Origin of the sequence: Alteromonas sp. M12 (assembly GCF_037478005.1) — a bacterium.
GTDB lineage: Bacteria > Pseudomonadota > Gammaproteobacteria > Enterobacterales > Alteromonadaceae > Aliiglaciecola > Aliiglaciecola lipolytica_A.
The window spans coordinates 4,711,966-4,738,188 of the sequence record NZ_CP144164.1 but is presented as its reverse complement, the minus strand read 5'-3'; the positions used below and the strand labels follow the sequence as shown (position 1 = coordinate 4,738,188).

The following is a 26,223-nucleotide window of genomic DNA, read 5'->3' as shown; positions in this document are numbered from 1 at the left end:
TCGCCCGATTAAAGTGTAAAAAAACGCTGCTTAATCGAAGCTCATGCTTAAATTAAGGTACAAATAACGTCCTTCAGCGCTGTGCAGACTGGCGTCGTAACCGTATGTTTCATCGGCCAATGGTGGCGCTTTGTCGAATAGATTACGTACACCTAAACGCATTTTTGTACCTTCTAATGAACCTTGGTCGAACGTATATTGACCGTAGATACTAAAGGTTGTCCAGCTATCGACTGTCCAGAACTCGCCTGAGTTATCATTAACGGCGCTGGTATCGTAGAAATCACCTACATATTTACCGTAGATCCCAGCTCCCCAATTATTATAGCGCCAAGTAATAGTAGTACTTGCTTGCCATTCAGGACGGCCATCTAATTGAATTAAATCACCCACATCGTCTAATGTTAGACCCAGTTCTTGTAATTTTGCGGATTCAGAATCGATTGATTGATACGCTTTTAACAACTTAGCCGCGTTAAACTTAAATGAGAAGTCACCGATGCTGGTATTGTTTAACTTATAGTAAGCGCCAATATCGAGACCTTCGGTGGTGCGCGAATCAAGGTTTTCAAATAAACCAATAATCTCACTCATATCACCCACAGCTTCTAATCCAGAACCTTCATAAAAAGCGATGTCATCAGCGTTCACTTCTTCACGAATAACGTTAGGGTTAGAACTGCCATTTAAGCGCTGATAATAATCTAGGTCAGCAATATTTTGGTAAGAGCGGATTCCAATTAAGTCTTCTTGCTCTATGCGCCAGTAATCCGTGGTCAATGTTAAGTTATCGATAAATTCAGGTGTGAAAACCAATCCTAAGCCGTAGTTGTAGTCTTTTTCTGGATCAAGTTCGGTGTTACCCAAACGAATGTTCTCAGCACTATCACCACTGCTGCATTGACTGATACTGTCTAACTCACCTTTGTTGATCTGGGCTTGGCAACGATAGTAATCAACCGGGTAGTTAACTCGGGTGGTACTTGCTGTGTGCAATTGCTCTAAGTTAGGAGCGCGAAATCCTTCAGCATATGAACCGCGAATCTGTAGTGATTCAACTGGATACCAACTAAGAACGGCTTTAGGTTTGAATACATCCCCAACATCATTGTAGCGCTCATAACGACCAGCTACTTGGAAGTCTAGTTTATGGACTAACGGAATTTCCATTTCTGGACTAATTAACGGACCTGCAAATTCAACGAAGGCAGATAAAACATTACGTGATCCATCCGCATTAGGTTGTCCACTGGAGCCCATTACGTCTGATTCATATGCTAAACCAGTCACATCATCAGTATAGACAGTGGTGCCGTTTAATCGGTCATCATAAATATTTTCGAAGCTTTCATAGCGCCATTCTGTGCCAAAAGCTGCTCCAACATTACCTGCTGGCAAACTAAATAGATTCGCATTGGAAAATTTGAAATCAACTAAACCCAGCGCTGTTTCGCCAGAACGACTTACATCGATAAGAAAACTATCGATAGTCTCTTGTGAGTTACAGGTTGCGCCACAGAAAGTGTTATATGCACTTTCATCGAGACGATTCACGGCATCTTGAAACAAACTTAGACTAATACGATTATGGGTTGTATCAACGGTTTTTGCTTTTGAATACAAAGCCGCGGAATCCCACTCCCAATCCTTGTATGAACCTGTGGCACCACCTAGTACACGATAAGATGTATTTTCGACATTAATATTACGGGTACCCGCATCGACTACGCGGTAGGCATTAATTGATATGTCTAAACCTTCAGCGGGGGTGTCATAGCCAGAAATTCTATTTGGACCACTACCAAGAGGGTTCCAATAAGCTGTGCTGGCAATGGTGACCGGAGCTGAGGTAAGTGTTGCAGTTTCTGCACGTTGAGAGTTTGATTCAGCCCAGTAGTAACCTAACTCACCGTATAAACTAACGTCATCGTTCAGTTCATGATTTAGGTAAACAAAGGTGTTTAAACGCTCAGTTTCTGGGATCATGGTGCGAACACTGTTGGTATTATAGGCTTGCGTATTGGTAGTAATACTGCCGCTATCTAAACATAAACCATTAGCTAGAACACATTGTTGGTTACTATCGGTTGCATCTACAGGTTCAACATGAAAACGTCCTGCGGATGAGGTTAGGCCTGTAACTGACTGACTTGCATCAAATCTTCCCCAAGGCGTTGTGGTAGATGTATTTCGGAAATTGGTATCACCTTCCCAGTCCGTTCCTACTAAGAAGCTACGTTTATCTGCATCGGCGGCATAGTCGATTTCGGAAGCCATCACTTCTGAACCATGATAATAGTTGATTGCAGTGGTGATGTTGGTCATGCCATCGTTAATGTCCCAACCAGCTAAGGTATTTATATTTAACTTTTCTCTACTGGTATTTTCAGCCTGACCATATTGAACGTCAAATTTATAGCCGGCGAAATCTTTACGCATCTCAGTGTTAACCACACCCGCGACGGCATCAGATCCATATATCGCTGCTGCACCGTCATGCAAAATCTCCACTCGGTCAATGCCCAGTACAGGGATTGAGTTCATATTTACGGTTGTAACAGGTACTGAATTTTCAGTTTGGGTACCAGGGTGTTGTACCATTCTTCGGCCGTTGAACAGCACCAAGGTATTACCAGTACCTATACTGCGTAGGTTGATTGACGCTACATCACCGCGAGATTGGTATACGCCGCTAACCACGTCATTACCGTTAAAGTTAACGCTGCCGTTACTTGGAATAGATGCAAATAATTCGATTCCAGAAGTCGCGCCAATCGCTTCTATATCGCTGGCATCAATTAATGTGACGGGCAAAGCGCCTGTTATATTTGCGCCCTTGATGCTGGAACCTACAACAATGATTTTTTCTACATCTTTAGATTTTTCATTGCCATCTACGGTTGAGTCAACTTGTTCTAGAGTAGTTTGTTGGGACTGCTTTTCGATGGATAAATTATCTTGACTGTTTTGCTGATTCGCTGCAGCTATTCCGGAAATTGAAAGTGACCCGATAGCGGCAAGTATCGCTATATTTAGCTTACTTTTACGATAGTGTGATGTGTTGGTCTTTGGCATTATCTGTTTTCCTAGGTTCTTTCCTAATTTGCTTAGAAAGTTATTATTTTTGCGAGTACTACACTCTACAATTATGTTTATGAACACAATTAATAAAAAATCTGCTAGTTATAGCCTATGGTTATGGGCTGACACACAAAGGCTTCCAATAATTGACTTGGTGAGTATTGCTGTCCGCGGTACGCTTATGATTATTTTTGAGTGTTATCGCTGGCTATTTTTCAATTTTTTAAAGTTTAAAATAGGGGTTGGGGCACGCTAAAATTTATGCTGCCAGATTATCCCCTATGGTATCCTAAAATTTATTCAACTTGGAAAAATTAATGCGTTTACGTCATATCGAAGTCTTTCATGCTATTTACACTACAGGCTCAATTACTAATGCGGCTAAATTACTTTATGTATCTCAGCCTTCGGTTTCTAAAGTGCTATCTCATGCAGAACAACAATTGGGGTTCGATTTATTCCAACGTAATAAAGGTAAGCTTATTCCAACGAGTGAAGCGAAAACACTTTTTCCGGAAATCGATAAATTATACAAACAGCTTCGTTCGATAAACGCATTAGCAGAAAATATTAATCGCCGTGATAGTGGCGTCATCGATATTGCATTAACCCCTGGCCTTGGTTTTGGTGTTATCCCTCGTTCGATTGCTAAATTCAGGGAAGTGCACCCCCATGTTCAGTTTAAATTACAAACTATGCACAATGATGACGCACTGCAAACTTTGTTAGAACATAAGTGTGACCTCGCGCTACTTTATTCATCACCTCCTCTACCAGGAATTGAAGAAGTTGAATTAGGCAGCAGTGAAGTGGTTATTTTATATCCCAAACAATCGTTTCCTGCAGACACTAAAATTGTTAGCGTTGAGTCTCTGGCGGAACAGGAATTAATTAGTATCTGGGATAGTGGCCCACTCGGTGATTTAGTCTTAGGTCGCTTCGAGTCTCTGGGCATGGAAACTCACAGTAATATGCAGGTTGATACCTACTACATCGCTGCAAGTTTGGTCGATAAAGGAATGGGCTGCTGTACTATTGATAAACTCACAGCAATCAGCAATATCACTGATAATGTCGGTGTCTCGCCGTTTAATCCCCCTTTGGATTTCAAAATAAAAGGGCTACATTTAGAAACGCGACCGCTATCTCGGATTTGTGAACACTTTTTGGATTTTGTCAGGGCCGAATTGAACCTCGTCTATAACCAGCAATAACCTGGAGTTATGACTCACCTAAATCATACTAATTTAGTTCGCATAAAATATCTTTAATATGGAGTGATATCTATTTTAAAGGAATCTTGATGAATATTAACTATCCGTATTTGCTATTTGTAGGAGACGCTACGGATTCGCTTAGCATTAAAATGGCTCGAAGTGCTGCTGATTGGAGTCCTGAAAAATGCTTAGCTGAATACCGCTTGTCAGGTTGCAGTGTTACTACAGGCTGCCCATCAATGAATATTCAAGAGGCGGCTAAAGCAGGGGCCAAAAGCTTTGTGTTAGGCTTCGCTAATAGCGGAGGATTCCTTGACTCAAGTTGGATACCTACAATACTCGAAGCATTGGATGCTGGTATGGATATTGTGAGCGGTTTACACGATAAGTTAACCGATATTCCAGTATTGCAGCAAAAGGCTGACGAGCTTAATCTTCAACTGATTGATATTCGTCATCCCGTCACTCGGTTTAGAACGGGAACAGGTAAAAAACGTCTTGGTAATCGCCTTTTGACCGTTGGCACAGATTGTTCGGTTGGCAAAATGTACACTTCTCTTAGTCTCACTAAAGAGATTCAGGGAAGGCAACTTCCAGCCACCTTCAGAGCAACTGGACAAAGTGGAATTTTGGTGTCGGGAACAGGTGTGGCCATTGATTGTGTTATTGCCGATTTCATTTCTGGCGCTGCAGAAACGATTAGTCCAGAAAATAGCGCTGATCACTGGGACATCATAGAAGGGCAAGGTTCCTTGTCTCATCCAGCTTTTGCTGGCGTAAGCTTAGGCTTGTTACATGGTTCACAGCCAGATGCGCTGGTGGTTTGTCATGCTCTAGGTCGACAACATATGCGCGGGCTTACTCATCAAGCATTGCCTTCTATTGAACAAACCATTGCACTTAATTTAGCCGCTGCTCAACTTACCAATCCGCAAGCGCGGGTTGTCGGTATTGCAGTGAATACATCTTCTGTTGATGCTGATTCAGCATTACAAATATGCAAAGAGATCAGTCAGCAAACCGGTTTACCCTGTAGTGATCCAATTCGTCACGGAGTGACTTCTATCGTAGATAATTTGCTATGAGTTTAGATATTCGCGTTGTTACTGAAAGTTTTCCACTGATTACTCCTTTTCGGATTTCCCGTGGCGAAAAAACCGCCGCCGACGTAGTGGTTGTCTCTATAACTGATGGCAAATATCGAGGTTGGGCGGAAGCTGTACCTTATACTCATTATGGCGAAACAATACAGGCTGTATGTAGGCAGTTAGAAAGTATCAAAGATCAGATTGTCAGCACACAACAGCTGCACCAATTGAGCAGCTTGTTACCCGCAGGTTCGGCAAGAAATGCCTTAGATTGCGCGCTGTGGGATCTGCACAGCAAACAACAGCACCGCAGTGTCGCTGAGTTAGCTGGTATGCCGCAATTATCGTCTTGTCACAGTGCGCAAACCATTAGCATTGATAGTGTTGATAATATGGCGAAAGCGGCCGCTAAGTTAGCGGCAAATAAAGTAATCAAAGTGAAGCTTGATGAGCAAGATGTGGTTGCAAGGATGCAAGCAATCCATGCAGTATGCCCAAACAGTGAGTTTATTGTTGATGCCAATGAAGCTTGGGGCATCGAGTTGTTAGAGAAGGTGGTTGAACCTTTAAGGGAATGCAATGTGGCCCTAATTGAACAACCTTTACCCAGTGGTGATGATCAGGCTTTGGCTGATTTTAAGTCGAGTATTCCAATTTGTGCCGATGAGTCTTGCCACACCAGCGATGACTTAGAGCGATTACTTCCTCTATATCAAGCGGTGAACATCAAACTCGACAAAACCGGCGGATTGACTGAAGCATTGAGGCTACTGCGCTTAGCAAAGCAACACAATCTTAAAATCATGGTGGGCTGTATGGTTGGCTCATCTCTGGCAATGGCGCCTGCTTATTTGTTGGCCGCCGAAGCTGACTTTGTGGATTTAGATGGCCCGGCTTTAATTGCTAAGGATCGTCCCGGTGGGTTTGGATTTGTTGATGGCAAGATGTGCATAAACTCGCAATCGTTGTGGGGGCAAGCTGAATAAAACCACGCAAATTCTGCTCTTGGGCCTAACCTAAGCGCGTCTAGCAAAGCAACAATAATCAATCTAAGCTAATCTACATCAGACAAGACCTCTGCTTTCAAAAGAGGTCTTATGCCAACTAAACACAGAACAATACCAACATCTATTGGATGGGCTATAGCCAACCTGACTTATTCGTTAACGTCTTTTGTGTGCTGTGCGCATTTTATTTCTCTGGGCGATCTGCTCGTCGTGTTAATTCCTTAACCCCCTAAATACTCGAATGTTGACATTCTGTAATTTTATGTTAATTTAATTCAATAAACCGGTTTAGTAAACCGGTTTTGTTGTCATCTATACTCAATCAGATTGGTGACTTAGTATGAGGCCAAAATTGCTATGTATAACGAATACACAGTGCTCACTCAGCATACGCAGACGACAAACTGGTTGGCTCCGCCGTTACAACAATTTATTTACAAATAGCTAAGACATACACAATAAATATGACACTACCAAGTAAATGGAGACCACATGAAAGCGAAACTTAATAAAATAAGTTCTGTATTAGAGAGTCGTAGAACAAATACAGGAATATACAGTGCAGCGTTAGTTGCGATGCTGACAGCACCAACCATTTTGGCGCAAGAAGCGCAAGTTGATGAAGAGCTTGAAGTTATACAGGTAAGCGGAATACGCAGTGCGCTTACAAGTGCACTTTTAGAAAAACGCGAATCAAATAATCTGGTTGAAGTTATCGAAGCGGTAGATATTGGTAAATTGCCTGACCAAAACCTTGCTGAGGTTTTAGAAAATGTCACAGGTATACAAATTACGCGTTCTGCGGGTGTGGGCACAGGCGTGCAGATCCGTGGCACCAACGCAAACCGAACGGAAATTAATGGTGTTTCTACGGTTGGCTCAGGGGCTGGTCGAAGCGGCATTAACTTTGAAGATGTTTCTGCTTCAATAATTGCAGGTGTTGAAGTCACCAAAGCACCTGATGCAAAAACCATCGAAGGTTCTGTGGGTGGCACTATTAACTTACGCACCATTCGTCCCTTGCAATTAAATGAAACATTAGCCTCAGTAAGAGTGCAAGGTGAATCCAGTAGTCTTTCTACTGATGGTGTGAAGCCTCGATTGTCAGGAACCTACGGCGACAATTGGGAAACCGACATCGGTGAATTTGGTATTGTTTTTAGCGCTAGTTATGCTGAGCAAGACGTGACTGCATTCCGTCCTCGAGTTGACCGAGACAACGTTGTTACTTCAGACGGAGGTACTGTAAATGCGCAAGAGTTTGATTTTTTAGGAATTCAATTTCTTAACCAAGATTACGATAACCATGAGTACGAAACAAAGAATTTTGCTGGCTCCTTAGAATGGGCTCCCAATGCGGATATGAAATTTTACTTTGATGCCGTTATCAATGATCAACAGCGCTACGCAGAAAGTATATCTGCACAGGCATCTGGGGTCAGTGACCTGATTGGTATTTCCGTGCCTAGTGAATTTGAAACCGTTAACTTTGGTAATTTAGATGGCCAAAATCTCGGCAGTATCCAAGCGGCATTAAAAGGTGTTATTCCGGTAGAAGATGGCGGTGCCGATCCCAACTTGCGCTTTGCAGGCGATACTAGTTCACGTGTAACCAAGAGTGAAATATTTAGGCTTGGCGGTGAATGGCAAGGTGAAAACTTAAAAGTCACTGTAGAGGTGGCATCCTCTAATTCTGAATCCACCAATCCAAGAATTAACACCACTCTTAACTTTATCAACCCTAATGCAGCGGTTAATTCATCTAATGAAAATGGAACCCCATTCGAATATGACTTAACCGGTGGCTCACTCGCTTTTGGTATTGCATTTGATGCGGCAAACGCACCAAGTGTAGCAGACATGATGGACCCAGCTAACTATATGTTACGGTCAGTAGACACAGCGCGAGATCTTACCGAAAACACTGAAGACGCTTTTCGAGCTGATTTTGTCTATGACTTAGATTGGTCTGTGTTTACCACACTTGACCTTGGATATCGTCATAGTAAAGCCACTAGTATGACTGACCAAATTCGTGCCAACGTTAGTTTAAGAAATTATTCAGATAGCCCGAGAGGTGATTTGTTCGCAGAGCTTCTTACTGCAGGCCCTGATAACTTTGGTGATGCAGATGGCAGAGAGTTATTTGTTAAAGATTTCCTTATGGTAAATCCTGAAATGATAACGGCCGATCAAGACAAGGTGTTACGCATACTCAATGAAGCGGTTATTGCACATGGTGGTTCCATTCCCATTACTGCACCCACTTCAGAAGTTAACGCATTCTTTGATATTGAAGAAACTACTGACGCTATTTACGCGCAGGCAAACTTCTCAACCGAATACATACGCGGTAATTTTGGTGTCCGTTATTTAGAAACCGAAGTGGCTTCAACAGGTAACTCAATTACCACAGATGCTAATGGCGACCCTACTATTTCACAGGTCACAACCGTTGGTGACTATGATTTCCTACTACCCAGAATCAACATTGTTGCTGATGTAACAGACGACATCGTTCTGCGCGCGGGTTGGGGAAAAGATATTCGCCGACCTGACTTTAACGACCTTTCAACTTCAGTTACCTATTCAACAAGCCCTAACCCAGCCGTTTCAGTGGGTAATCCTGGCTTAGTCCCTGAAGAAGTAACCTCATTTGATATCTCTGCTGAGTGGTATTTTGCAGAAGCAAGTGTTGTGAGCATAGGTTACTTCCATAAAACACGTAAAGACTTACACGTTGGTCAACAAAACGACCCGTATGAAGATCCTGAGACTGGTTTTCGTGACATTATCGGTCCTGAGTGTGAGCAAGGCGGCATCTGGAATCCCATTGCTGATATCAATGTATTCGGTCCTGTTGGTGTAGGTGTTTGTGTGCCTTGGTCGACTACCATCAATGACACCGGGAAAACTACTCAAAAAGGGATTGAAATGGCTGTCCAGTATGATCTATCTGGCTTTGAAGATGAGTTAGGTTGGGCATCGGGTTTTGGTATTCTAGCTAACTACACCATCCAAAAGTTCGATGGTGGTGAAGCAATTGATAATGCCACAAATCGCGCGAATGCGGTCTTTGCAGCTTCAACAGGGATAGATGATATCGATGTTTCTGCTTTGCATGGATTACCGGATCTTTCTGAAAATGCGTATAACTTCACCTTGTATTACGAAAAGTACGGTCTTTCAGCACGTATGCGTTATACATGGCGTGAAGCTTATCGTTCAGAAGATTTTGGTAGTACATCTAGTTACCCTTGGGGATTCATGGTTGTACAAGAAGACAGAGGGCAACTTAATGCCAGCGTTAGTTATGATGTAACTGAGCAATTGAACATTGGCATTGAAGCGGTGAACTTAACGGAATCAGAAGTCGAGCAATCCTGTGTAACTGAGGGTTCTTTATTGTGTTTCCAAGGACTGACAGACCGTCGTATTACATTTGGTGCTAGCTACCACTGGTAAAATGTCAGTTCAATAGCCTTAACTATTTGATATTTAATTGAGAATAATCGGGTTCATATGAAAATGTGACCCGATTATATAGTCATTTCATGAAGTTGAAATCGCACTTTATGTTCTCGAATAAATTGATATGGCCTAGAGGCGATACCTTCCCAACACTTCAAATACAGCTTACCAGGAGATCATAGAATATGAAGATGAGTAGAATGATATTCAGTGCAATCGTTTTGTTTGCACTCAGTTTTGTAGCCAATTCACAAACACCTTATACCCTCAAAACAACAGATGTGACGGTAGTCGATGGAATAATTACCTCATCTATTCTTACTGACATTAATGGCAATAATCATCAACCGGATATTATTATTCCTGACATGCTCGACGGACAAAAGATAAAGGGGATTGGCGGTAATGCCTTTCAAGCAAATGGCTTAACCAGTGTGGTTTTTCCTGCCGGGCTTAAATCCATCGGCGAATTCGCTTTTCAGAATAACCGCATAAGCAAAATAGAATTACCCGCTGGGCTGACATCCATTGGCGATGCTGCTTTTGAGTTCAACAATATAACCAGTGTGGATTTGCCTGAAGGGCTGACCACTATCGAACAAAGCGCGTTTGCCACCAATAGCATAATCAGCGTGACATGGCCTGCTGGGCTGACGTCGGTTCAGAGCAGCGCATTTCGAGATAACAGCCTCATCACCGTGGATTTGCCCGCTGGGGTTACATCCATTGGTGATTTTGCGTTCCAAAATAACCGCATAGTCAATTTAACGTTGCCTGCTGGAATAACGACCATCGAGGAGAGTGCGTTTAATGTAAACTTCTTAATCAGCGTAGACTTGCCTGCGGGGCTTACGTCGATTGCGGATAGTGCGTTTAGAGATAACCGCTTAACCAGTGTGGATCTACCTGCTGGGCTTACTTCCATTGGGCACAAAGCGTTTCTTGCTAACCGCCTAAGCCATGTGGATTTGCCTGCTGGCTTGAGGTTCATTGGGGAAGATATTTTTAAAATTAACAGTGATTTGAACAGCTTTGTTTTACCAAAGGGTTCAAGCACCGGTAAAGCACTAAAATGGCAAGCCAGCGATGGAACTGTTTTCGATGCGGGAGACGTTATTTTACCTGCAAATTTTGCTCATAGTTATCGCGCTATTGTTGGCGATTAGGGCAAGCTAGAAGCACCCAATAAAACACCGAGATTGGCGGTCATACCAAGGAGTAGGGTTGTTGTAAACATGACAACAAACCTACTGCCTTGAATTATTAGAGCAAAGGATTTAAAGCTTGCATCATCCATCGATTTGCCAATGGTTTCAGGGTTAATCCGTCGGTAAGGTGACTCTTGCCCGCAGCCCACCTTCAGAATGATTACTGAGTTCGATTTTACCTTTATGCAGCCCTACAATACGTTTGATAATTGCCAATCCCAGTCCAGAACCGCCACTACCTCTGGCTTTATCCCCTTGAGTAAAAGGCTGAAATAAGTCTTCAATATTTTCTTCAGGGATACCTGGACCGTAATCTCGCACCTCAAAAAATACTTGTCTGTTGCGTTTGTCATGTCCGCTGGTAATCAGAATATTTTGACTGCCATAACGAAACGCATTTTCAATCAGGTTATCTAGTACGCGTTTGATTGCGACTCGTCGAATCATCAGCATTGGTAATTCAGATAAGTGGGTATCGATATGGTGATTTTCTTGAATATTACGGGCTTGAACCACATCTTCAATCAATTCGTTTAACGACAATTTTTCACGACGCTCCCGCGTATCTTGTCGAACATAATCAATAAATTGATCGATAATGTCGTTCATGTCTTCGATGTCGTGAACAATGCCTTCTTTTATCCATAATTGTTCATCAGGTAGCATTTCACTGGCTAAACGTATTCGTGTCAACGGCGTGCGCAGATCATGTGAAATACCCGCGGTTAATAATGCTCTGTCATCCTCTAACTGCTTAATTCCCTTAGACATTTGATTAAATGCACTGGTTACCGCAATCAGTTCGCTTGCACCTTGCTCTTTCAATGGCGCTGGCACGTTACCTTTTGCCACCTCTAATGCGGCAACCTGTAATGCGTGAATCGGTTTATTCAAGCGGCGAACAAAAATCCAACCACCTGCCACACTCAAAATACCGATTACTATCAAATAAATAGTTAAGGGGGATATATCGCCTTCAGTGAAGCTAGCCATGGGAATGGATATCCACACGTTAGAGTCCTGTGGAGGATTGACCCAAATTAAGAACGGCTCTGAGGCTGAGATCCTAACGTCTGCTTCTCCACCGAGTAAATCAGAAATTTGTCGAGAGAAAAATTGATAATAAATGGCCTGTTGAAGTCCACTTTCAATGGCTTGTTTTTCTGTGTAGATTCGAATGTTTGTGGCATTAAAGATATTGTCTTGGGTTTTCGGATTGAGATAATCAACCTCTTCCAAAAATACCATGTTAATTTGTTTGGCGATTAACGAGTTTATCTGTTGATAATTTGGACGAATAAAATAATAGGTCACTGACAGATAAGAGACTACCTGATTAATCAGTAACAATACGCCAATTAATAAAACGGTTTGGCCAAATGCGCTTTTAGGAAAGATTCTCACCAGTGACTATTCAACCCAGATATTAATGAGTTGGGGCAATTACTGTGCTTCGCCATCGGGAACAAACACATATCCTAACCCCCAAACGGTTTGAATGTAGCGAGGGTTAGCCGGATCTATTTCCAACATGCGGCGTAAACGAGAAACTTGCACATCAATACTGCGCTCCAATGCGCTGTAATCACGGCCTCTGGCCAAATTCATTAGCTTGTCTCTAGACAAAGGTTCTCTGGGATGAGTAACCAAGGATTTTAACACTGCAAATTCGCCACTTGTTAGGGTGATCGCTTCGCCATCTGAAAACATTTCACGGGTAGCTAGGTTTAATTTGTATTTACCAAACTCCACCACCTGCATTTCCATCGAGGGCGCGCCAGGCGCTTCATTGGTTTTACGACGCAATACGGCTTTTGCTCGGGCTAATAATTCCCGTGGATTAAATGGTTTAGGTAGGTAGTCGTCAGCGCCCATCTCCAACCCAATTATACGGTCTACTTCGTCACCTTTTGCAGTTAGCATAATAATCGGTATTTCGTTTTCTTTTTGACGTAAACGACGACAGATCGATAGGCCATCTTCACCGGGTAACATTAAATCGAGTACCAACAAATGAAAGTTTTCACGTTCCAAAAGACGATCCATCTGCTCAGAGTTGGCGGCTGAACGCACTTGATATCCCTGCTCTACTAAATAGCGTTCAAGTAAGCTTCGCAGGCGCATATCATCATCAACAACCAATACTTTTTGTGTTTCTTGTCCCATGTCGAGCCCCAAAAGGAAATAAACCGAATATCACACCACTATAAATGAATAGTAGGGAATTCAAAAGATTAGCTAAGTAACAATGTTAAGTGGAGTGTTACAAATTGTTTGTGGGAGGGATTTCAGCGCGGTAAATTACTGAATCGCTGTGATTGTTAGAGTCACTTTTTTACGATACACCCAAAATTTTGTCCATTATCCAATTAGTGTGGCTGGCGCTTGCAGCTTGGCTAGGATGTTTGCTTACGCCTCGTAAATGGTCGGCCATGGCTTGAACAAACGGACCTTGAATTGGATCCGGCGTCGGCATTGCTAGGGTTTCATTGCCATCCTCGGTATATATGTTAGCCGGCTGATTACCAAAAATGGCGAACTCTATGCTGCCCTTATCAGCTAAAACCTGCACCTTATCCTGATAAAGGTGACTAGCAAAATTCCAACTAGCGTTGCCTGTCACACCGTTTTCAAACAGCAGGTTAGCCACAATAGCGTCATGGGCAGTGTATAGCCCCTGTTGATTCGTACAAATCCCTTGTGCGTGTTGAACCCTTCCAAGAAGAAAGCTAAGGATATCTAAACCGTGACTGGCAAGATCTTCGAAGTACCCACCAATGGCAACATTTTTGTCTGTGCGCCAGTTTGGTTTTTGGCGTAGATCATTATCTGATGGCGGTCTACTGTAATGCCATGAAACTTGTCTAATTTGACCGATTTTGCCGCTACTTATTGCTTGTTTAATTTGCACAAAACCAGGTAATGAACGGCGATAATAAGCAACAAAAAGCGCCAGCTTTTGAGTTTCAAAGGTGCGCTCTATTTGTTGGCATTGACGGAAGTTTAATGCCATCGGTTTTTCTATACAGCAAATTTTATTTGCGCTGGCGACTTTTAATGCTAACTCACAGTGACTGTCAGGTGGAGTTGCTATGTAAACGGCGTCTATATTGGGATCATCTATGAGTGCTTGTGCAGATGTATAATGATTGGGTACATTATGTCGTGTTGCGAAATCTAATGCTTTTCCAGGTGTGCGAGCACTTACTCCTTGTAGCCTAAAGCCGTCGACCTGTTGGTAAGCCGGAGCACTTTTCTTTTCACAGACATTGCCACATCCAATTATTCCCCAACGGAGCGAATTGGTTGAATCGTGCACTACTTATTCGTCACCCAATCCATTTGGAAACCGGCTTTACGTTTACGTTCCAATAATTCTTCAATAAGTGGCGACAAGATCAATTCCATTGCCAGACCCATTTTTCCGCCAGGTACCACGAATGTGTTAATTCTCGACATGAAAGAGCCATCGATCATTTTTAACAAATACGGGAAGTCTACATTTTTCATTTCGCGGCGGAATCTAACCACTACAAAACTTTCGTCTTGGGTCGGAATTTCTCGCGCACTGAATGGATTGCTGGTATCAACTGTAGGAACCCGCTGAAAATTCACATGGGTATTAGAAAACTGTGGGGTTATATAGTGAAAGTAGTCTTCTAAACTTCGCACAATACTGCTCATCACAGCTTCACGGGTATGACCTCGGTCAGTGGTATCCCTAATAATTTTTTGGATCCACTCTAGGTTCACAATGGGTACCATGCCTACCAGCAAATCAACGTGTTTAGCCACGTCGGCTTCGGGAGTGGTAACGCCTCCGTGTAACCCTTCATAAAATAATAAGTCGGTGTTTGCGGGTAAATCTTGCCACGGCGTAAATGTTCCAGGCATTTGATTGAACGGCACCGCTTCGTCAAATGTGTGCAAATATTGGCGATGCTGACCCGAGCCTGTTTCTCCATATTGAGCGAACAGTTTTTCGAGCATAATGAAGTCATTGGCTTTTGGACCAAAATAACTAATATGCCGCCCCTGTTCTTGCGCTTTACGTATTTCAACTTCCATTTCAGGACGAGTGAAACGGTGAAAACTATCGCCCGCCACAGAGGCCGCATTGACAGCTAAATTACGAAAAATATGCCTGATGGCATTGGTCGTCGTAGTTGTACCTGCTCCAGAGGAACCTGTTATTGCAATAATTGGATGTTTTACAGACATAGTGAACGTTTTGAGGAGTAAGGACCACTATTTATAAGCAAGCTAAGGCCAATGGTCAAGTCATTTACTTAGACAAAATTTAATTCAATTCGAATTTTGTCTTAAAAAGGTGTTGTCGTATTTTGCGTTCCTTGCCCTGGAGTGATAAACAATACGCGAGTGGGAGTAGATATCCGCGCCGTATGCCAATGATTTTTTGGAATCACGACATAGTCACCTTGTTGGCTCAAAACACGCTGTTGCTGTTTTTTATCAAAGCGGATGATTAATTCACATTGACCAGATAAAAGTATGACTATTTCATCCCCTGCTGGGTGCCTTTCCCAAGATTGCCAGTTTTCATTAAACTCATGAGCAGAGACTAGTGAATGACCTTTAAAAGAGGAAAACTCATCGTCTAATTCTTGGTAAATTGAATCGCTAAGATTTTTTGTGGTGACGCTGAGATCTGGTTTTATAACAGCAAAGATTTCAAATAGTGTTTTTGTTTGCACTTCAATTTCCCCTAGTGTCTTTATTTCTATTTACGTCTGGACTTACCCCAGGTTATGCCCATCAGCTCCACTAGAAATGCGGCGTTCAGTCCGAACACAAGAAGCCCATTTACCGCGCTGAGTGCGCCCATAATTCGCCATTGTTGGCTTAAAATCACATCTCCAAATCCAAGGGTTGTGAAGGACGCGATGGCAAAATAAAGGGATTCTTCCAATTCACTAAATTCGCCAACTAACAGAAATGCAAAAGCCCAAATCCACATGTCTATGGTCAGCCCCAGCACTATCCATAGGACCGACAGTATAATGATAATGGGGCTTTTAATATGTCTATAATCTTTGGAATCCATTTTACGTATTTGATCAAAACGAGATGATAAAATACCTAAAAAAATCACTTGAACGATAATCGTCAAAATGATGATGACAGAACCTATTACAATCTGGTTTAACATAATAATTTGACTTTGTGCATTTGTACTACATTATAAGTTTATAGACTAATTTAACTATATGCTCTGTGGAGATTGATGCAAGTTTTTGAATGCGTGCTTTTTGATACTGAATTTACCGCTTGGGTTGGGTCGAAACAGCGCAACTGGTCAAAAAGCTGGGAGCAACGGGAGTTGATTCAGCTGGCCGCAGTAAAACTCTCTGTATCCGCATCTTCAGTTTCCATATTAGCTAGCTTCAATGAGTTGATAAAGCCAACCATCAATCCGCAACTCAGTGATTACATTACAGACCTAACTGGTATTGAACAGAACATGATTGACGAACTGGGCGTAGACTTCGCATCTGCATTGACGCAGTTCCATCACTTTTGTCGGCAGGGGAAACTCCCAGTGTATTCTTGGGGCAATGATCTGTCTGTGTTGCAACAAAATTGCAAATTGTATGCTGTTGAGCTGCCAGAGTTTCAGCAAGGTTTTCATAATTTACAATTTATCGCGCGTAAATTAGGTTTGGCGGGTTTCGAGCAGTCCAGCGGTGCGCTGGCTAATTTTCATGGATTAACATTACAGGGCCACATTCACAACGCACTCTATGACGTGCGAAGCGTAGCGGCGACCCTTAATATGTGGATTAATAAGCGGGCACTTACTATCGAAAATTTGTTATTTGCAGAAGGTCGATAAGTATAGCTCTTCGACTTTCTTACGAGCCCAAGGCGTTCTTCGTAAAAACTTCAAACTTGAGCTCATGCTCGGATTTTCAATAAAGCATTTCACTTTTATGCGCCAGCCTAAGCCTTCAAATCCATATTCTTTCTGCAGTTCTTCAAGCATTTTTTTCAGGGTGATGCCATGGAGAGGATCACCCTGTTTGCCTGGTTTGTTATCTTTAGTGTCCAATTTAACTTTGTTCTCTGGCAATGGCTCGGTAGGCAATATCATCACGATAAAACATACCGTCCCAGTTTATTTTATGGACTAAATTATAGGCATTCTTTTGCGCTTCCGTCACTGAATTTCCTAAGGCGGTGGCGCACAATACTCGTCCACCATTAGTGGTAACTTTACCATCTACTAGCTGAGTACCGGCATGAAACACTTTGCCTTCAGTTTGTGACGCTAGATCCAACCCCTGAATTTCATCACCTTTTGCGTAACTTCCAGGATACCCACCTGCAGCGAGTACCACGCCTACTGCAGCTCTAGGATCAAAATCGATGCTTGCTTGATCAAGTTTGCCAGCTGTAGCCTGCAAACAAAGTGCAACTATGTCTGATTGCAAACGTAACATAATGGGCTGAGTTTCTGGGTCTCCAAAGCGGCAGTTGTATTCAATTACCTTAGGCGTACCGTCAGCCATAATCATCAGTCCGGCATATAAAAAACCTGAATAAGGATTTCCTTCACTTGCCATTCCATTGACCGTTGGATAGATAACTTCTTGCATAATTCTTTGGTGAATTTCAGGCGTGACTACTGGGGCTGGTGAGTAAGCACCCATGCCACCAGTGTTAGGTCCTGTATCGCCGTTGCCAACTCGCTTATGGTCTTGGCTGGTGGCGAATGATAGGACGTTTTTACCATCTACCATAACAATAAAGCTGGCTTCTTCTCCGTCTAGAAATTCTTCTATGACCACACGGCTACCGGCATCTCCAAAGGCATTTCCAGCTAACATGTCGCGAATCGCATCTTCAGCTTCTTGCTCGGTCATAGCAACGATAACGCCTTTACCAGCAGCCAAGCCGTCGGCTTTGATGACAATAGGTGCACCTTTTTGTTTCAAATATGCCAGTGCAGGTTCAATTTCAGTAAAATTTTGATAATCACCAGTAGGGATCTTGTGGCGTGCTAAAAAATCTTTCGTAAAGGCTTTAGAGCCTTCCAATTGTGCCGCAGCCTTCGATGGTCCAAATATGGTTAACCCTTTAGCTTGAAATGCATCCACTACGCCAAGAACTAGAGGTGCTTCAGGTCCTACTATGGTTAAATCGATGGCATTTTGCACGGCGAATTCGAGTAAACCGTTCACATCATCTGCTTGGATATCGATATTGACCAATTTGTCTTCTATAGCAGTACCAGCGTTACCTGGTGCCACATAAACAGTATCTACATAGTCATTTTGAGCTGATTTGAATGCTAAAGCGTGTTCGCGACCGCCGCCGCCGATGATAAGTATTTTCATGAATAGATTATCTTATTAACTGATTGAGTAAGGAGTAGAGCTTAATATTGCGATGAATTGTACAGAATAAAAGCGTAAAAAGCGTGTCTAACTGCACGCTTTTTATCTTCAATTGGCTTCGAGGATACTAATTAGCACTTTTTAATTTGGAAAATTCTTGATTGAGTTGATATTTGTCATCGGTAACTATTGCTTCAAGGGTATTGAGGCGCTCTTTTACTGATTTAAGTTCAGCCTCTAAAGCGGCTAGGTTGCCAGAGCCTGACTCTAATTTCACTTTAGCGTCCATCATTTTTTGTCTATGCCCAAATATCATTCCTAAAATGACGATCGGTAAAACAAATACTAGTAAAATGTCCATATATATTCCTCTTTAAAACTGTTGTTGTGTGCTTTAATGTCTACAAAAGCAAATTGAATACCAATTAAAATTCATAATAAAAACAGTTAGTTAAATATTACCGATGTTAATTTCTTGGTTTCTAGTACGATTTATTAGTCAAAAATACTACTTAGCTGTGTAATTTGCAAAATTCTTCATTTTGTTAGCCAACAGCAATGTTCCACGGACCAGAAGATTTCATTCTTGTAGCATGGCCTTCAGGCCATGGAAGGGAATACGATATGTCGGCGTAAATCTGCGGCGCTAAAGCATCCGCCTACAGGCCATGGATTATTATTCGAAAATGTGGGGTTGTAGCATAGCCTTCAGGCCATGGAAGGGAATACGATATGTCGGCGTAAATCTGCGGCGCTAAAGCATCCGCCTACAGGCCATGGATTATTATTCGAAAATGCGGGGTTGTAGCATGGCCTTCAGGCCATGGAAGAGGTTAGCGGAATGTCGGCGTAAATCTATGGGACTAAAGCACCCGCCTACAGACAAAAAAAATCCGGCTAATGCCGGATTTTTCGATTATTAGCGCTTAATGTCTAAAGTGACGCATACCGGTAAATACCATGGCAATATCGTGTTCATCTGCAGCAGCGATAACTTCATTATCACGCATAGAACCGCCAGGCTGAATGACAGCGACAATACCTGCTGCCGCAGCCGCATCGATACCGTCTCTGAATGGGAAGAATGCATCTGATGCCATTACTGAACCTTTTACTTCTAGGTTCTCATCAGCAGCTTTAATGCCGGCAATCTTAGCTGAATAGACACGACTCATCTGTCCTGCGCCCACGCCTATTGTCATGCTATCTTTGCAATAAACGATGGCATTTGATTTAACATACTTAGCCACTTTCCAAGTGAACATCAGATCTTTTAGCTGTTGTGCAGTTGGTTGGCGTTTACTTACAACGGTCAAATCCTGCTCTTCAACCATTCCAAAGTCGCGCTCTTGTACTAGCAAACCACCGTTTACACGTTTAAAGTCATAACCATCGGTTAACTGACCTAACCAATCACCACACTCTAATAAACGTACGTTTTTCTTCGTTGCGACAATCTCGATAGCTTCTTTACTCACCACTGGAGCTATAATCACCTCAACGAACTGGCGATCAACGATAGCTTGCGCGGTTTTAGCATCCAACTCACGGTTAAATGCAATAATACCGCCGAAGGCTGAAGTAGGGTCGGTTTTGTATGCTCTATCATAAGCCGTGTACAAATCATCACCTAGTGCAACGCCACAAGGATTCGCATGTTTGACAATGACACACGCGGGTTCTGAAAATTCTTTGACACATTCAAGGGCAGAATCAGTATCGGCAATGTTATTAAACGACAATTCTTTACCTTGAAGTTGTTTTGCTGTGGCAACGGATGCTTCTTGAATCTGATTTTCTACATAAAACGCCGCCGATTGATGGCTGTTCTCGCCATAACGAAGATCTTGTTTTTTGCTTAGTTGCATATTGAACGTACGAGGAAATTCACTGTGTTGATGTTCACAATCATCACCACATTCATTGGAATCGATACGCGCACCAAAATAGTTAGCAATCATGCCGTCGTATTCTGCAGTGTGCTCGAATGCTGCAATGGCTAAATCAAAACGTGTTTTGTAGGTCAGTGAACCTTCATTTTCAGCCATTTCAGATAACACACGCTGATAATCTTTAGCATTTACCACTATAGTAACGTCTTTGTGATTTTTTGCCGCTGCGCGAACCATTGTAGGGCCGCCGATATCGATGTTTTCGATGGCATCTTCTAAAGAGCATCCTTCATTGGCTACAGTTGCTGCAAAGGGATATAAATTGACGACAACTAAATCAATCGCTTGAATGTCATTTTCTTGCATAACCGCTTCATCAATACCACGACGGGCTAAAATGCCGCCATGTACTTTTGGATGTAGTGTTTTAACCCTGCCGGCCATAATTTCTGGATGACCTGTGTAATCAGATACTTCTGTTACGTTTAAACCTGCATCAGCAAGTAATTTGGCTGTACCACCAGTGGATAGTAGTTCAACTCCTTGTTCAACTAGAGAGGTGGCAAATTCAACTATGCCGGTTTTATCTGAAACACTTAATAGTGCGCGGCGGATGGGTTTAGCAGATGTCATTCTTTTACTCTTGATTGTGTGAAGATTAAATTGACCAAATAGTCAGGTATAGCGAAAACAAAAAGAGCACCCTGAGGTGCTCTTTACATTAAATTGTTACTTGAAACATGATGTGGGTAAACCCAATCATTAGTTCATTCCGTATTGCTTTAACTTTTTACGAAGCGTACCACGGTTGATACCCATCATGATAGCTGCGCGAGTTTGGTTACCGCGAGTGAAAGTCATTATTTCTTCCAATAAAGGCGCTTCCACCTCAGCTAAAACTAATTCATAAACATTTTCGACGTCAGTGTTATCTAACTGTCTTAAATACTTATTAACAGCTTGTTTAACAGAATCTCTCAAAGGCTTTTGAGCTTGAGTTTGAGATGGAGTTGTCACTGTAGTAGTGAAAGGTGAAGTCACATTTTGATCGAACATAAACATCGTGCTCTTTAGTTGATAAAAAATTAAGCAGCAGGTGACATTGAATGACACTCTGCCAGTTTTTCAAAATACGTATTCAATTGGTCGAGTTGCTCTTGAGCATCTTCGATTACATTGAATTTAGCTCGAAATACGCGTTCCTTGTCGTGATCTGCTAAATACCACCCCACATGCTTGCGGGCTATTCTGGCTCCCATAAAATCACCATAAAACTGGTGAACATTACTGACGTGTTCAAGCATGACGCTACGAACCTCATCAATAGTTGGCGCGGGAAGCTCTGCGCCGGTGTTCAGATAATGTAATATTTCGCGAAATATCCAAGGGTTACCTTGGGCTCCACGACCTATCATCAATGCATCCGCATTGGTCATATCCAGTACTTCTTTTGCTTTCAAAGCACTGGTGATATCACCGTTTGCAACAACAGGTATTGAAACTGATTGTTTTATTTTAGCAATCGTTTCGAATTCCGCATTGCCTTTGTACATGCAGGCTTTAGTACGTCCATGCACTGCCAAAGATTGGATACCATTGTTTTCGGCAATCTTCGCGATTTCTACACCGTTCCGATTATCTTGGTTCCAACCCGTTCTAATTTTCAGCGTAACAGGCACATCGACAGCATTAACCACTGATTGAATAATTTCTTCAACCAATTTGGGGTATTGCAATAAAGCAGACCCAGCCATCTTTTTATTCACTTTTTTAGCAGGGCACCCCATATTGATATCAATAATCTGAGCGCCATTACTAACATTTAGTTGTGCCGCTTGAGCCATAAGCTGTGGATCTGCGCCGGCGATCTGTACAGAGCGAATGCCTGATTCACCCGTATGATCCATCCGTTGCTTTGATTTGTCTGTATTCCAAACCTTAGGATTGGATGACAGCATTTCTGACACCACAAGCCCAGCACCCAAATGTTTACACATTTGTCTGAAGGGTCTATCAGTAACACCTGCCATAGGTGCTAACATGAGATTATTGTCTAATACATATTGACCAATCTGCATGAGTTAATAGGCCCTTTTGTTGAACAATAAATGTTCGGCTAGTCAAAACGGGCGCTATGTTACGGTTTTTTGAACGTTTTGAAAAGGCTAAATTTTAAACAAAAGTATAATTTATTTGCGTTCAAGGCCTTGACAGACATAGCTTTCCATGGCCTGACCAGTCTTTGAGTTATTTTTTAAACTATTGATTTGGAGAAATATTATTTGTTAAACAAAACCTTATGTTATTTCATATCAATTTGTGAAGTTTTGTTACAAATCCTTCGGATGGACTAATCGGTCTGATTTTATTTTTAAAAAATTTTTGAAAAAGTCGTTTTTGAAACCCGAGGGGGGATTAAAAGGGATTGCTGAGGCTCAAATTTAGCTAAAAACCAACTTGAACCTCAATTGATCTAAATAAATTATTTTTTCTTACCTGATACTCTGGCCCAGTCACCTTCGATGGCGATAGGTTCCATATCAAAGTCTGCCGAATAAAGTTGGTCTATTTCTTCAGCTTGGTTGGCCAATATACCGGATAAAACTAACAGGCCACCTGATTTGCAATAGTTAGTAATCACTTCGCGCAATTCTCTCAACGGACCCGCTAAGATATTGGCAAGTACGATATCTGCCTGCAAATCTGGTTGATCCTTAGGTAAGAATACGCTTATTTTATCTGCCACATCATTGCGCCCAGCGTTATCTTTGCTGGCTAAAAGAGCTTGAGGGTCGATATCTATACCAACTACAGATTCTGCACCTAATTTCAATGCGGCAATACCCAGAATGCCCGAACCGCAGCCAAAATCGACCACGGTTTTACCTTCCAAACTGAGGGCGTCTAACCATTGTAGACACAAAGAGGTAGTAGGGTGAGTACCGGTTCCAAACGCAAGTCCAGGGTCAAGCATCACGTTTACGGCTGTTGGGTCGGGGATGTCTCGCCAACTTGGGCATATCCAAAGCCGCTTGCCAAACTGGATTGGGTGGAAATTATCCATCCATTCCCGCTCCCAGTCTTTGTCTTCAAGTTGATCTAATTTGTGGGAAAATCCTTTTCCTAAAATCTTAGACTTCTCAAGTTGCGATACAACACGCTGCATATCGAACTCTGCGTCATATAAGCCTATCACTTGAGTGTCTGGCCATAACATGACCTCTCCAGGTTTAGGTTCGTACATTGGTGTATCTTTGGCGTCAGTAAAGGTTACAGCTTGCGCACCATTGGCCGATAACATGTCGCCAATCTGTTCCGCATTTTCAGCGTGGGTGTCTATTATTAGTTGAATCCAAGGCATCGGGGTTTCCTATAAAGTCATTTTACAATAGTATCAAGGTAGACAAAGATCGGCTTGTTAATTTTCAACTAAATCGGAATCTAATGCTTTTAATGGTTAACCATAGAATTTTTATAGCGCTGTTTTGTCTGACGAATTTAATAGTGTCGAACTTTGTAGCAGCCCAGCAAAACTTATTCGTAGCAGTAGGGTGGGATAAGCCTCCTTATGTGATGAATAATGCCAGAACTGGGTTTGAAATAGAGTTGATACGAGATGTTATTAAAAGCATAGGCTATGACGCTCAATTTATTCAAATTCCTTACGGTCGTTCATACGACACCCTTAATATGCCCAATATTGATGCCGTAGCAACTTTGAGTAGTAAACGTCAAGCCAAGCAAATGACACTTTCCAAAGCCTATATTCAATATCAGAACGTCGTTGTTACATTGGCCGCTTCCCAAATCGAATTAACTGATGTGCAAGACATGTCTAATTTATCAATCGTTGGATTTCAGTCGGCATTTAGGCTTTTAGGTAATGGCTTTTTGAAAATGGCCTCGGCTAATCCTAACTACAGAGAAGTACCGGATCAGGCGCGCCAACTGAAATTATTATTTAGCAAAAAAGCCCAAGCGATTGTACTGGATGTAAATATCTTCAATCATTTAAATAGGACATTATTAGGTAAAGTTGATGAACAACCTGTGGTCATTCATCAGCTTTTTTCACCTAGTCTCTATCGTGTTGGTTTTATCGAGCCAAAAATTCAAGAACAATTCGATAAAGCGTTGGTAGTGTATTTTTCTTCTGAGAGATATGCGCATCTAATTCAAAAATATCAATTCTACAACGCCACGGTTTCAACTGGGTATCCGTCGATTGGTTCTTCTAAGGAAGAATAAAAGCTCGAATATCATTCACTAAGGTTTTCAGCGATGGTTCATGTATATACATCATGTGACCAGCCTCATAATATTTCATAGTGACACGGTTAAGATCTATTCCGTGATGGTTCATCGAGTGTTCAGTGGCAAAAAATGGTGTAGCCAAATCATAATAGCCATTGGCAACGAATACTCTAAAGTCCTTATTCTGACGCATGCCTTTGGATATAAACGGCGTGACGTTAATAAATCCCTGACTGCGCGCTGAATTACCATATAGCCAATTCCAATTAACAAATACTTCGCCGCTCAATACGTGATAAGGCTCAGAACGCTTAACGTTAATATCGTTGGCAAAATAATGTTGTATCGCCGCTGTGTAGGCTCCATCAATGGCATAAGATGCTGGGTCAGCCTCAAACTGGTCGACGACAATGTTCGCGTCTTCGCCTAGATAACGGCTGTCCAATCGACCTACAACCTTACCTTCATCTCGCATCAATTCTTTCATAAACAAAAATTCATTAATGCGCAGTTTAGATTGTGTAATGTACTGCTTTTTGAGCCCCGTATAGGCATGCAGTTTATTTACAACATTATCAATTTCTGCGGGTTTAGCCAGAGCACCTTTGAGTAACACTGTTGCGTATTCATTTAGCGCAAAATCTCGTGTCTCAGCAACGAATTCCTGCAAACTATTCCAGTTAGATTTATTCGGGACTTTATTGTGATACCAAGCCGTGGCAGCGTAGGTTGGTAAAAACGTGACGTAAGGTAGATCGTTGCCTTCGGTGAAGTCACCAGTTTGAAAATCGATTATCGAAGATATCAGTAAGATTCCGTTTAAATCAATCGACCCCCAACCTTCTTGGAGTTCCTTAACCATAGCCCCAGCACGAGTGGTACCGTAACTTTCCCCGGCCAAATATTTAGGTGAATTCCATCGATTGTTTTCAGTAATGTACACGCGCACAAACTCAGCGAGTATTTCAGCATCTTGTTTAACGCCCCAAAACGCTTTACCTTCATACTCACCAAGAGGCGTTGAGAATCCAGTGCCGACGGGATCGATAAATACCATGTCTGCAATATCTAACAGACTTAGAGGATTGTCTTTGAGATTAAATGGTGCAGCGCCTACTTGTTCTGCATCACTAGGTAACACCACACGTTTTGGGCCAAACAAGCCCATGTGCATCCATACAGATGACGAGCCTGGTCCACCATTGAATACAAATAATAGCGGTCTAGATTCGGAATTTTTCACGTCTGTGCGCGTGTAAGCGATATGAAAAATACTGGCTTTAGGTTTGCCCTTGGCATCTAAAAGATGACTATCACCAGCGCTAACCTTATATTTAATGCTGGTGCCATTAAATTTACCTTTATGCTCGGTTACGCTCATCTGTGCTTCAGGAATTTGCTTGATTTCTTTGTCGGATTCTTCTTTCGCATCCGCATTCAAGGTTAAAAACAACGTTGTGGTGAGGATCAGTATTATTTTTTTCATATCGTTCTTCTTGCCATCTTTTTTTATTGAAAAATGTTATTTGATAAACATTTTACCCAACCAAATCAGATTTGGATATGGTTAATACTCGCTTACCTTAAGAATCGCTATGCTAATGGTAAATCGATGCCAATAACTCAAAATTAGCGATTTCAAATAGA

At 42.1% G+C, this 26,223-nt stretch carries 22 protein-coding genes; 7 read left to right on the top strand and 15 right to left on the bottom strand.

The annotated features are described in order from the left end of the window. Positions 1 to 30: 30 nt before the first annotated feature. Positions 31 to 3,075 (bottom strand): TonB-dependent receptor, encoded by a 3,045-nt coding sequence (locus tag VUI23_RS20320; RefSeq protein ID WP_216047824.1) that lies wholly within the window; start codon positions 3,073 to 3,075, stop codon positions 31 to 33. Between the two features lie 323 nt (positions 3,076 to 3,398). Here VUI23_RS20320 and VUI23_RS20315 point away from each other — a divergent pair, with 323 nt between their 5' ends. The 5 genes from VUI23_RS20315 (at position 3,399) to VUI23_RS20295 (ending at position 11,030) form a co-directional block, all read left to right on the top strand. Continuing rightward, positions 3,399 to 4,295, top strand: coding sequence for a LysR family transcriptional regulator (locus VUI23_RS20315; RefSeq protein ID WP_216047825.1), 897 nt, complete (start codon positions 3,399 to 3,401; stop codon positions 4,293 to 4,295). A gap of 89 nt (positions 4,296 to 4,384) precedes the next feature. After that, complete coding sequence (gene dgcN / locus VUI23_RS20310) at positions 4,385 to 5,383, top strand: N-acetyltransferase DgcN (RefSeq protein WP_342805758.1); 999 nt, start codon at positions 4,385 to 4,387, stop codon at positions 5,381 to 5,383. Continuing rightward, the gene (dgcA, locus tag VUI23_RS20305; protein ID WP_342805756.1) at positions 5,380 to 6,372 is read left to right on the top strand and encodes an N-acetyl-D-Glu racemase DgcA; all 993 of its coding nucleotides are present in this window, start codon (positions 5,380 to 5,382) and stop codon (positions 6,370 to 6,372) included. The genes dgcN and dgcA overlap by 4 nt, the downstream gene beginning before the upstream one ends. Before the next feature lie 513 nt (positions 6,373 to 6,885). Further along, on the top strand, positions 6,886 to 9,858 hold the full coding sequence (locus VUI23_RS20300; RefSeq protein ID WP_342805754.1) for a TonB-dependent receptor: 2,973 nt from the start codon (positions 6,886 to 6,888) through the stop codon (positions 9,856 to 9,858). Between the two features lie 191 nt (positions 9,859 to 10,049). Next, complete coding sequence (locus tag VUI23_RS20295; protein ID WP_342805752.1) at positions 10,050 to 11,030, top strand: leucine-rich repeat domain-containing protein; 981 nt, start codon at positions 10,050 to 10,052, stop codon at positions 11,028 to 11,030. Positions 11,031 to 11,183: 153 nt separating this feature from the next. Here VUI23_RS20295 and envZ read toward each other — a convergent pair whose 3' ends face one another. From envZ to VUI23_RS20265, 6 genes are all read right to left on the bottom strand, one after another. Then, positions 11,184 to 12,476 carry a two-component system sensor histidine kinase EnvZ gene (gene envZ, locus VUI23_RS20290; RefSeq protein WP_342805750.1) on the bottom strand — a complete coding sequence of 431 codons (1,293 nt, stop codon included), beginning with the start codon at positions 12,474 to 12,476 and terminating at the stop codon, positions 11,184 to 11,186. 39 nt (positions 12,477 to 12,515) lie between these two features. Then, complete coding sequence (ompR, locus tag VUI23_RS20285; protein WP_216047831.1) at positions 12,516 to 13,238, bottom strand: two-component system response regulator OmpR; 723 nt, start codon at positions 13,236 to 13,238, stop codon at positions 12,516 to 12,518. Between the two features lie 169 nt (positions 13,239 to 13,407). Then, positions 13,408 to 14,391: a Gfo/Idh/MocA family oxidoreductase gene (locus VUI23_RS20280; RefSeq protein ID WP_342805748.1), complete on the bottom strand. Its 984-nt coding sequence runs from the start codon at positions 14,389 to 14,391 to the stop codon at positions 13,408 to 13,410. Then, positions 14,391 to 15,293: a phosphoribulokinase gene (locus VUI23_RS20275; protein WP_216047833.1), complete on the bottom strand. Its 903-nt coding sequence runs from the start codon at positions 15,291 to 15,293 to the stop codon at positions 14,391 to 14,393. Before VUI23_RS20275 ends, VUI23_RS20280 begins: the two co-directional genes overlap by 1 nt. 101 nt (positions 15,294 to 15,394) lie before the next feature. Beyond that, a complete protein-coding gene (locus VUI23_RS20270; RefSeq protein WP_342805746.1) occupies positions 15,395 to 15,787 on the bottom strand; it encodes a cupin domain-containing protein in 393 nt (130 codons plus the stop codon). A 26-nt stretch (positions 15,788 to 15,813) separates the two neighbouring features. Beyond that, on the bottom strand, positions 15,814 to 16,242 hold the full coding sequence (locus VUI23_RS20265) for an ion channel (protein WP_216047835.1): 429 nt from the start codon (positions 16,240 to 16,242) through the stop codon (positions 15,814 to 15,816). A 75-nt stretch (positions 16,243 to 16,317) separates the two neighbouring features. Between VUI23_RS20265 and VUI23_RS20260 the strand changes: the two genes are divergently transcribed. Then, complete coding sequence (locus tag VUI23_RS20260) at positions 16,318 to 16,926, top strand: 3'-5' exonuclease (protein ID WP_342805744.1); 609 nt, start codon at positions 16,318 to 16,320, stop codon at positions 16,924 to 16,926. Here the strand turns inward: VUI23_RS20260 and VUI23_RS20255 are convergent. From VUI23_RS20255 to prmA, 7 genes are all read right to left on the bottom strand, one after another. Next, entirely contained in the window at positions 16,906 to 17,142 is a 237-nt protein-coding gene (locus VUI23_RS20255; protein ID WP_216047837.1) for a VF530 family protein, read from the bottom strand. The genes VUI23_RS20260 and VUI23_RS20255 overlap by 21 nt on opposite strands. Position 17,143: 1 nt before the next feature. Further along, positions 17,144 to 18,430 (bottom strand): phosphoribosylamine--glycine ligase, encoded by a 1,287-nt coding sequence (gene purD, locus VUI23_RS20250; protein ID WP_303500310.1) that lies wholly within the window; start codon positions 18,428 to 18,430, stop codon positions 17,144 to 17,146. A gap of 127 nt (positions 18,431 to 18,557) precedes the next feature. Further along, positions 18,558 to 18,791 (bottom strand): hypothetical protein, encoded by a 234-nt coding sequence (locus tag VUI23_RS20245; RefSeq protein WP_216047923.1) that lies wholly within the window; start codon positions 18,789 to 18,791, stop codon positions 18,558 to 18,560. Positions 18,792 to 19,356: 565 nt separating this feature from the next. Then, on the bottom strand, positions 19,357 to 20,955 hold the full coding sequence (gene purH / locus VUI23_RS20240; protein WP_216047839.1) for a bifunctional phosphoribosylaminoimidazolecarboxamide formyltransferase/IMP cyclohydrolase: 1,599 nt from the start codon (positions 20,953 to 20,955) through the stop codon (positions 19,357 to 19,359). 129 nt (positions 20,956 to 21,084) lie between these two features. Then, the gene (fis, locus tag VUI23_RS20235; RefSeq protein ID WP_040523552.1) at positions 21,085 to 21,378 is read right to left on the bottom strand and encodes a DNA-binding transcriptional regulator Fis; all 294 of its coding nucleotides are present in this window, start codon (positions 21,376 to 21,378) and stop codon (positions 21,085 to 21,087) included. A gap of 29 nt (positions 21,379 to 21,407) precedes the next feature. Then, positions 21,408 to 22,400, bottom strand: a complete 993-nt coding sequence (gene dusB, locus VUI23_RS20230; protein WP_216047840.1) for a tRNA dihydrouridine synthase DusB — start codon at positions 22,398 to 22,400, stop codon at positions 21,408 to 21,410. A 404-nt stretch (positions 22,401 to 22,804) separates the two neighbouring features. Then, on the bottom strand, positions 22,805 to 23,683 hold the full coding sequence (prmA, locus tag VUI23_RS20225) for a 50S ribosomal protein L11 methyltransferase (protein ID WP_342805741.1): 879 nt from the start codon (positions 23,681 to 23,683) through the stop codon (positions 22,805 to 22,807). A gap of 143 nt (positions 23,684 to 23,826) precedes the next feature. On the opposite strand from prmA, the gene VUI23_RS20220 reads away from it, so the two are divergent. Beyond that, entirely contained in the window at positions 23,827 to 24,570 is a 744-nt protein-coding gene (locus VUI23_RS20220; RefSeq protein WP_342805739.1) for a transporter substrate-binding domain-containing protein, read from the top strand. On the opposite strand, the gene VUI23_RS20215 is transcribed toward VUI23_RS20220, so the two are convergent. Beyond that, a complete protein-coding gene (locus VUI23_RS20215; protein ID WP_303500315.1) occupies positions 24,557 to 26,062 on the bottom strand; it encodes a peptidase S10 in 1,506 nt (501 codons plus the stop codon). The genes VUI23_RS20220 and VUI23_RS20215 overlap by 14 nt on opposite strands. Between the last annotated feature and the right edge of the window lie 161 nt (positions 26,063 to 26,223).

Excerpts from the sequence above, each read along its gene's own strand:
- VUI23_RS20320 (WP_216047824.1), bottom strand. The coding sequence starts at position 3,075 with ATGCCAAAGACCAACACATCACACTATCGTAAAAGTAAGCTAAATATA.
- VUI23_RS20315 (WP_216047825.1), top strand. The coding sequence starts at position 3,399 with ATGCGTTTACGTCATATCGAAGTCTTTCATGCTATTTACACTACAGGC.
- dgcN (WP_342805758.1), top strand. The coding sequence starts at position 4,385 with ATGAATATTAACTATCCGTATTTGCTATTTGTAGGAGACGCTACGGAT.
- dgcA (WP_342805756.1), top strand. The coding sequence starts at position 5,380 with ATGAGTTTAGATATTCGCGTTGTTACTGAAAGTTTTCCACTGATTACT.
- VUI23_RS20300 (WP_342805754.1), top strand. The coding sequence starts at position 6,886 with ATGAAAGCGAAACTTAATAAAATAAGTTCTGTATTAGAGAGTCGTAGA.
- VUI23_RS20295 (WP_342805752.1), top strand. The coding sequence starts at position 10,050 with ATGAAGATGAGTAGAATGATATTCAGTGCAATCGTTTTGTTTGCACTC.
- ompR (WP_216047831.1), bottom strand. The coding sequence starts at position 13,238 with ATGGGACAAGAAACACAAAAAGTATTGGTTGTTGATGATGATATGCGC.
- VUI23_RS20275 (WP_216047833.1), bottom strand. The coding sequence starts at position 15,293 with ATGTCTGTAAAACATCCAATTATTGCAATAACAGGTTCCTCTGGAGCA.
- VUI23_RS20265 (WP_216047835.1), bottom strand. The coding sequence starts at position 16,242 with ATGTTAAACCAGATTGTAATAGGTTCTGTCATCATCATTTTGACGATT.
- VUI23_RS20260 (WP_342805744.1), top strand. The coding sequence starts at position 16,318 with ATGCAAGTTTTTGAATGCGTGCTTTTTGATACTGAATTTACCGCTTGG.
- purD (WP_303500310.1), bottom strand. The coding sequence starts at position 18,430 with ATGAAAATACTTATCATCGGCGGCGGCGGTCGCGAACACGCTTTAGCA.
- VUI23_RS20245 (WP_216047923.1), bottom strand. The coding sequence starts at position 18,791 with ATGGACATTTTACTAGTATTTGTTTTACCGATCGTCATTTTAGGAATG.
- purH (WP_216047839.1), bottom strand. The coding sequence starts at position 20,955 with ATGACATCTGCTAAACCCATCCGCCGCGCACTATTAAGTGTTTCAGAT.
- fis (WP_040523552.1), bottom strand. The coding sequence starts at position 21,378 with ATGTTCGATCAAAATGTGACTTCACCTTTCACTACTACAGTGACAACT.
- dusB (WP_216047840.1), bottom strand. The coding sequence starts at position 22,400 with ATGCAGATTGGTCAATATGTATTAGACAATAATCTCATGTTAGCACCT.
- prmA (WP_342805741.1), bottom strand. The coding sequence starts at position 23,683 with ATGCCTTGGATTCAACTAATAATAGACACCCACGCTGAAAATGCGGAA.
- VUI23_RS20215 (WP_303500315.1), bottom strand. The coding sequence starts at position 26,062 with ATGAAAAAAATAATACTGATCCTCACCACAACGTTGTTTTTAACCTTG.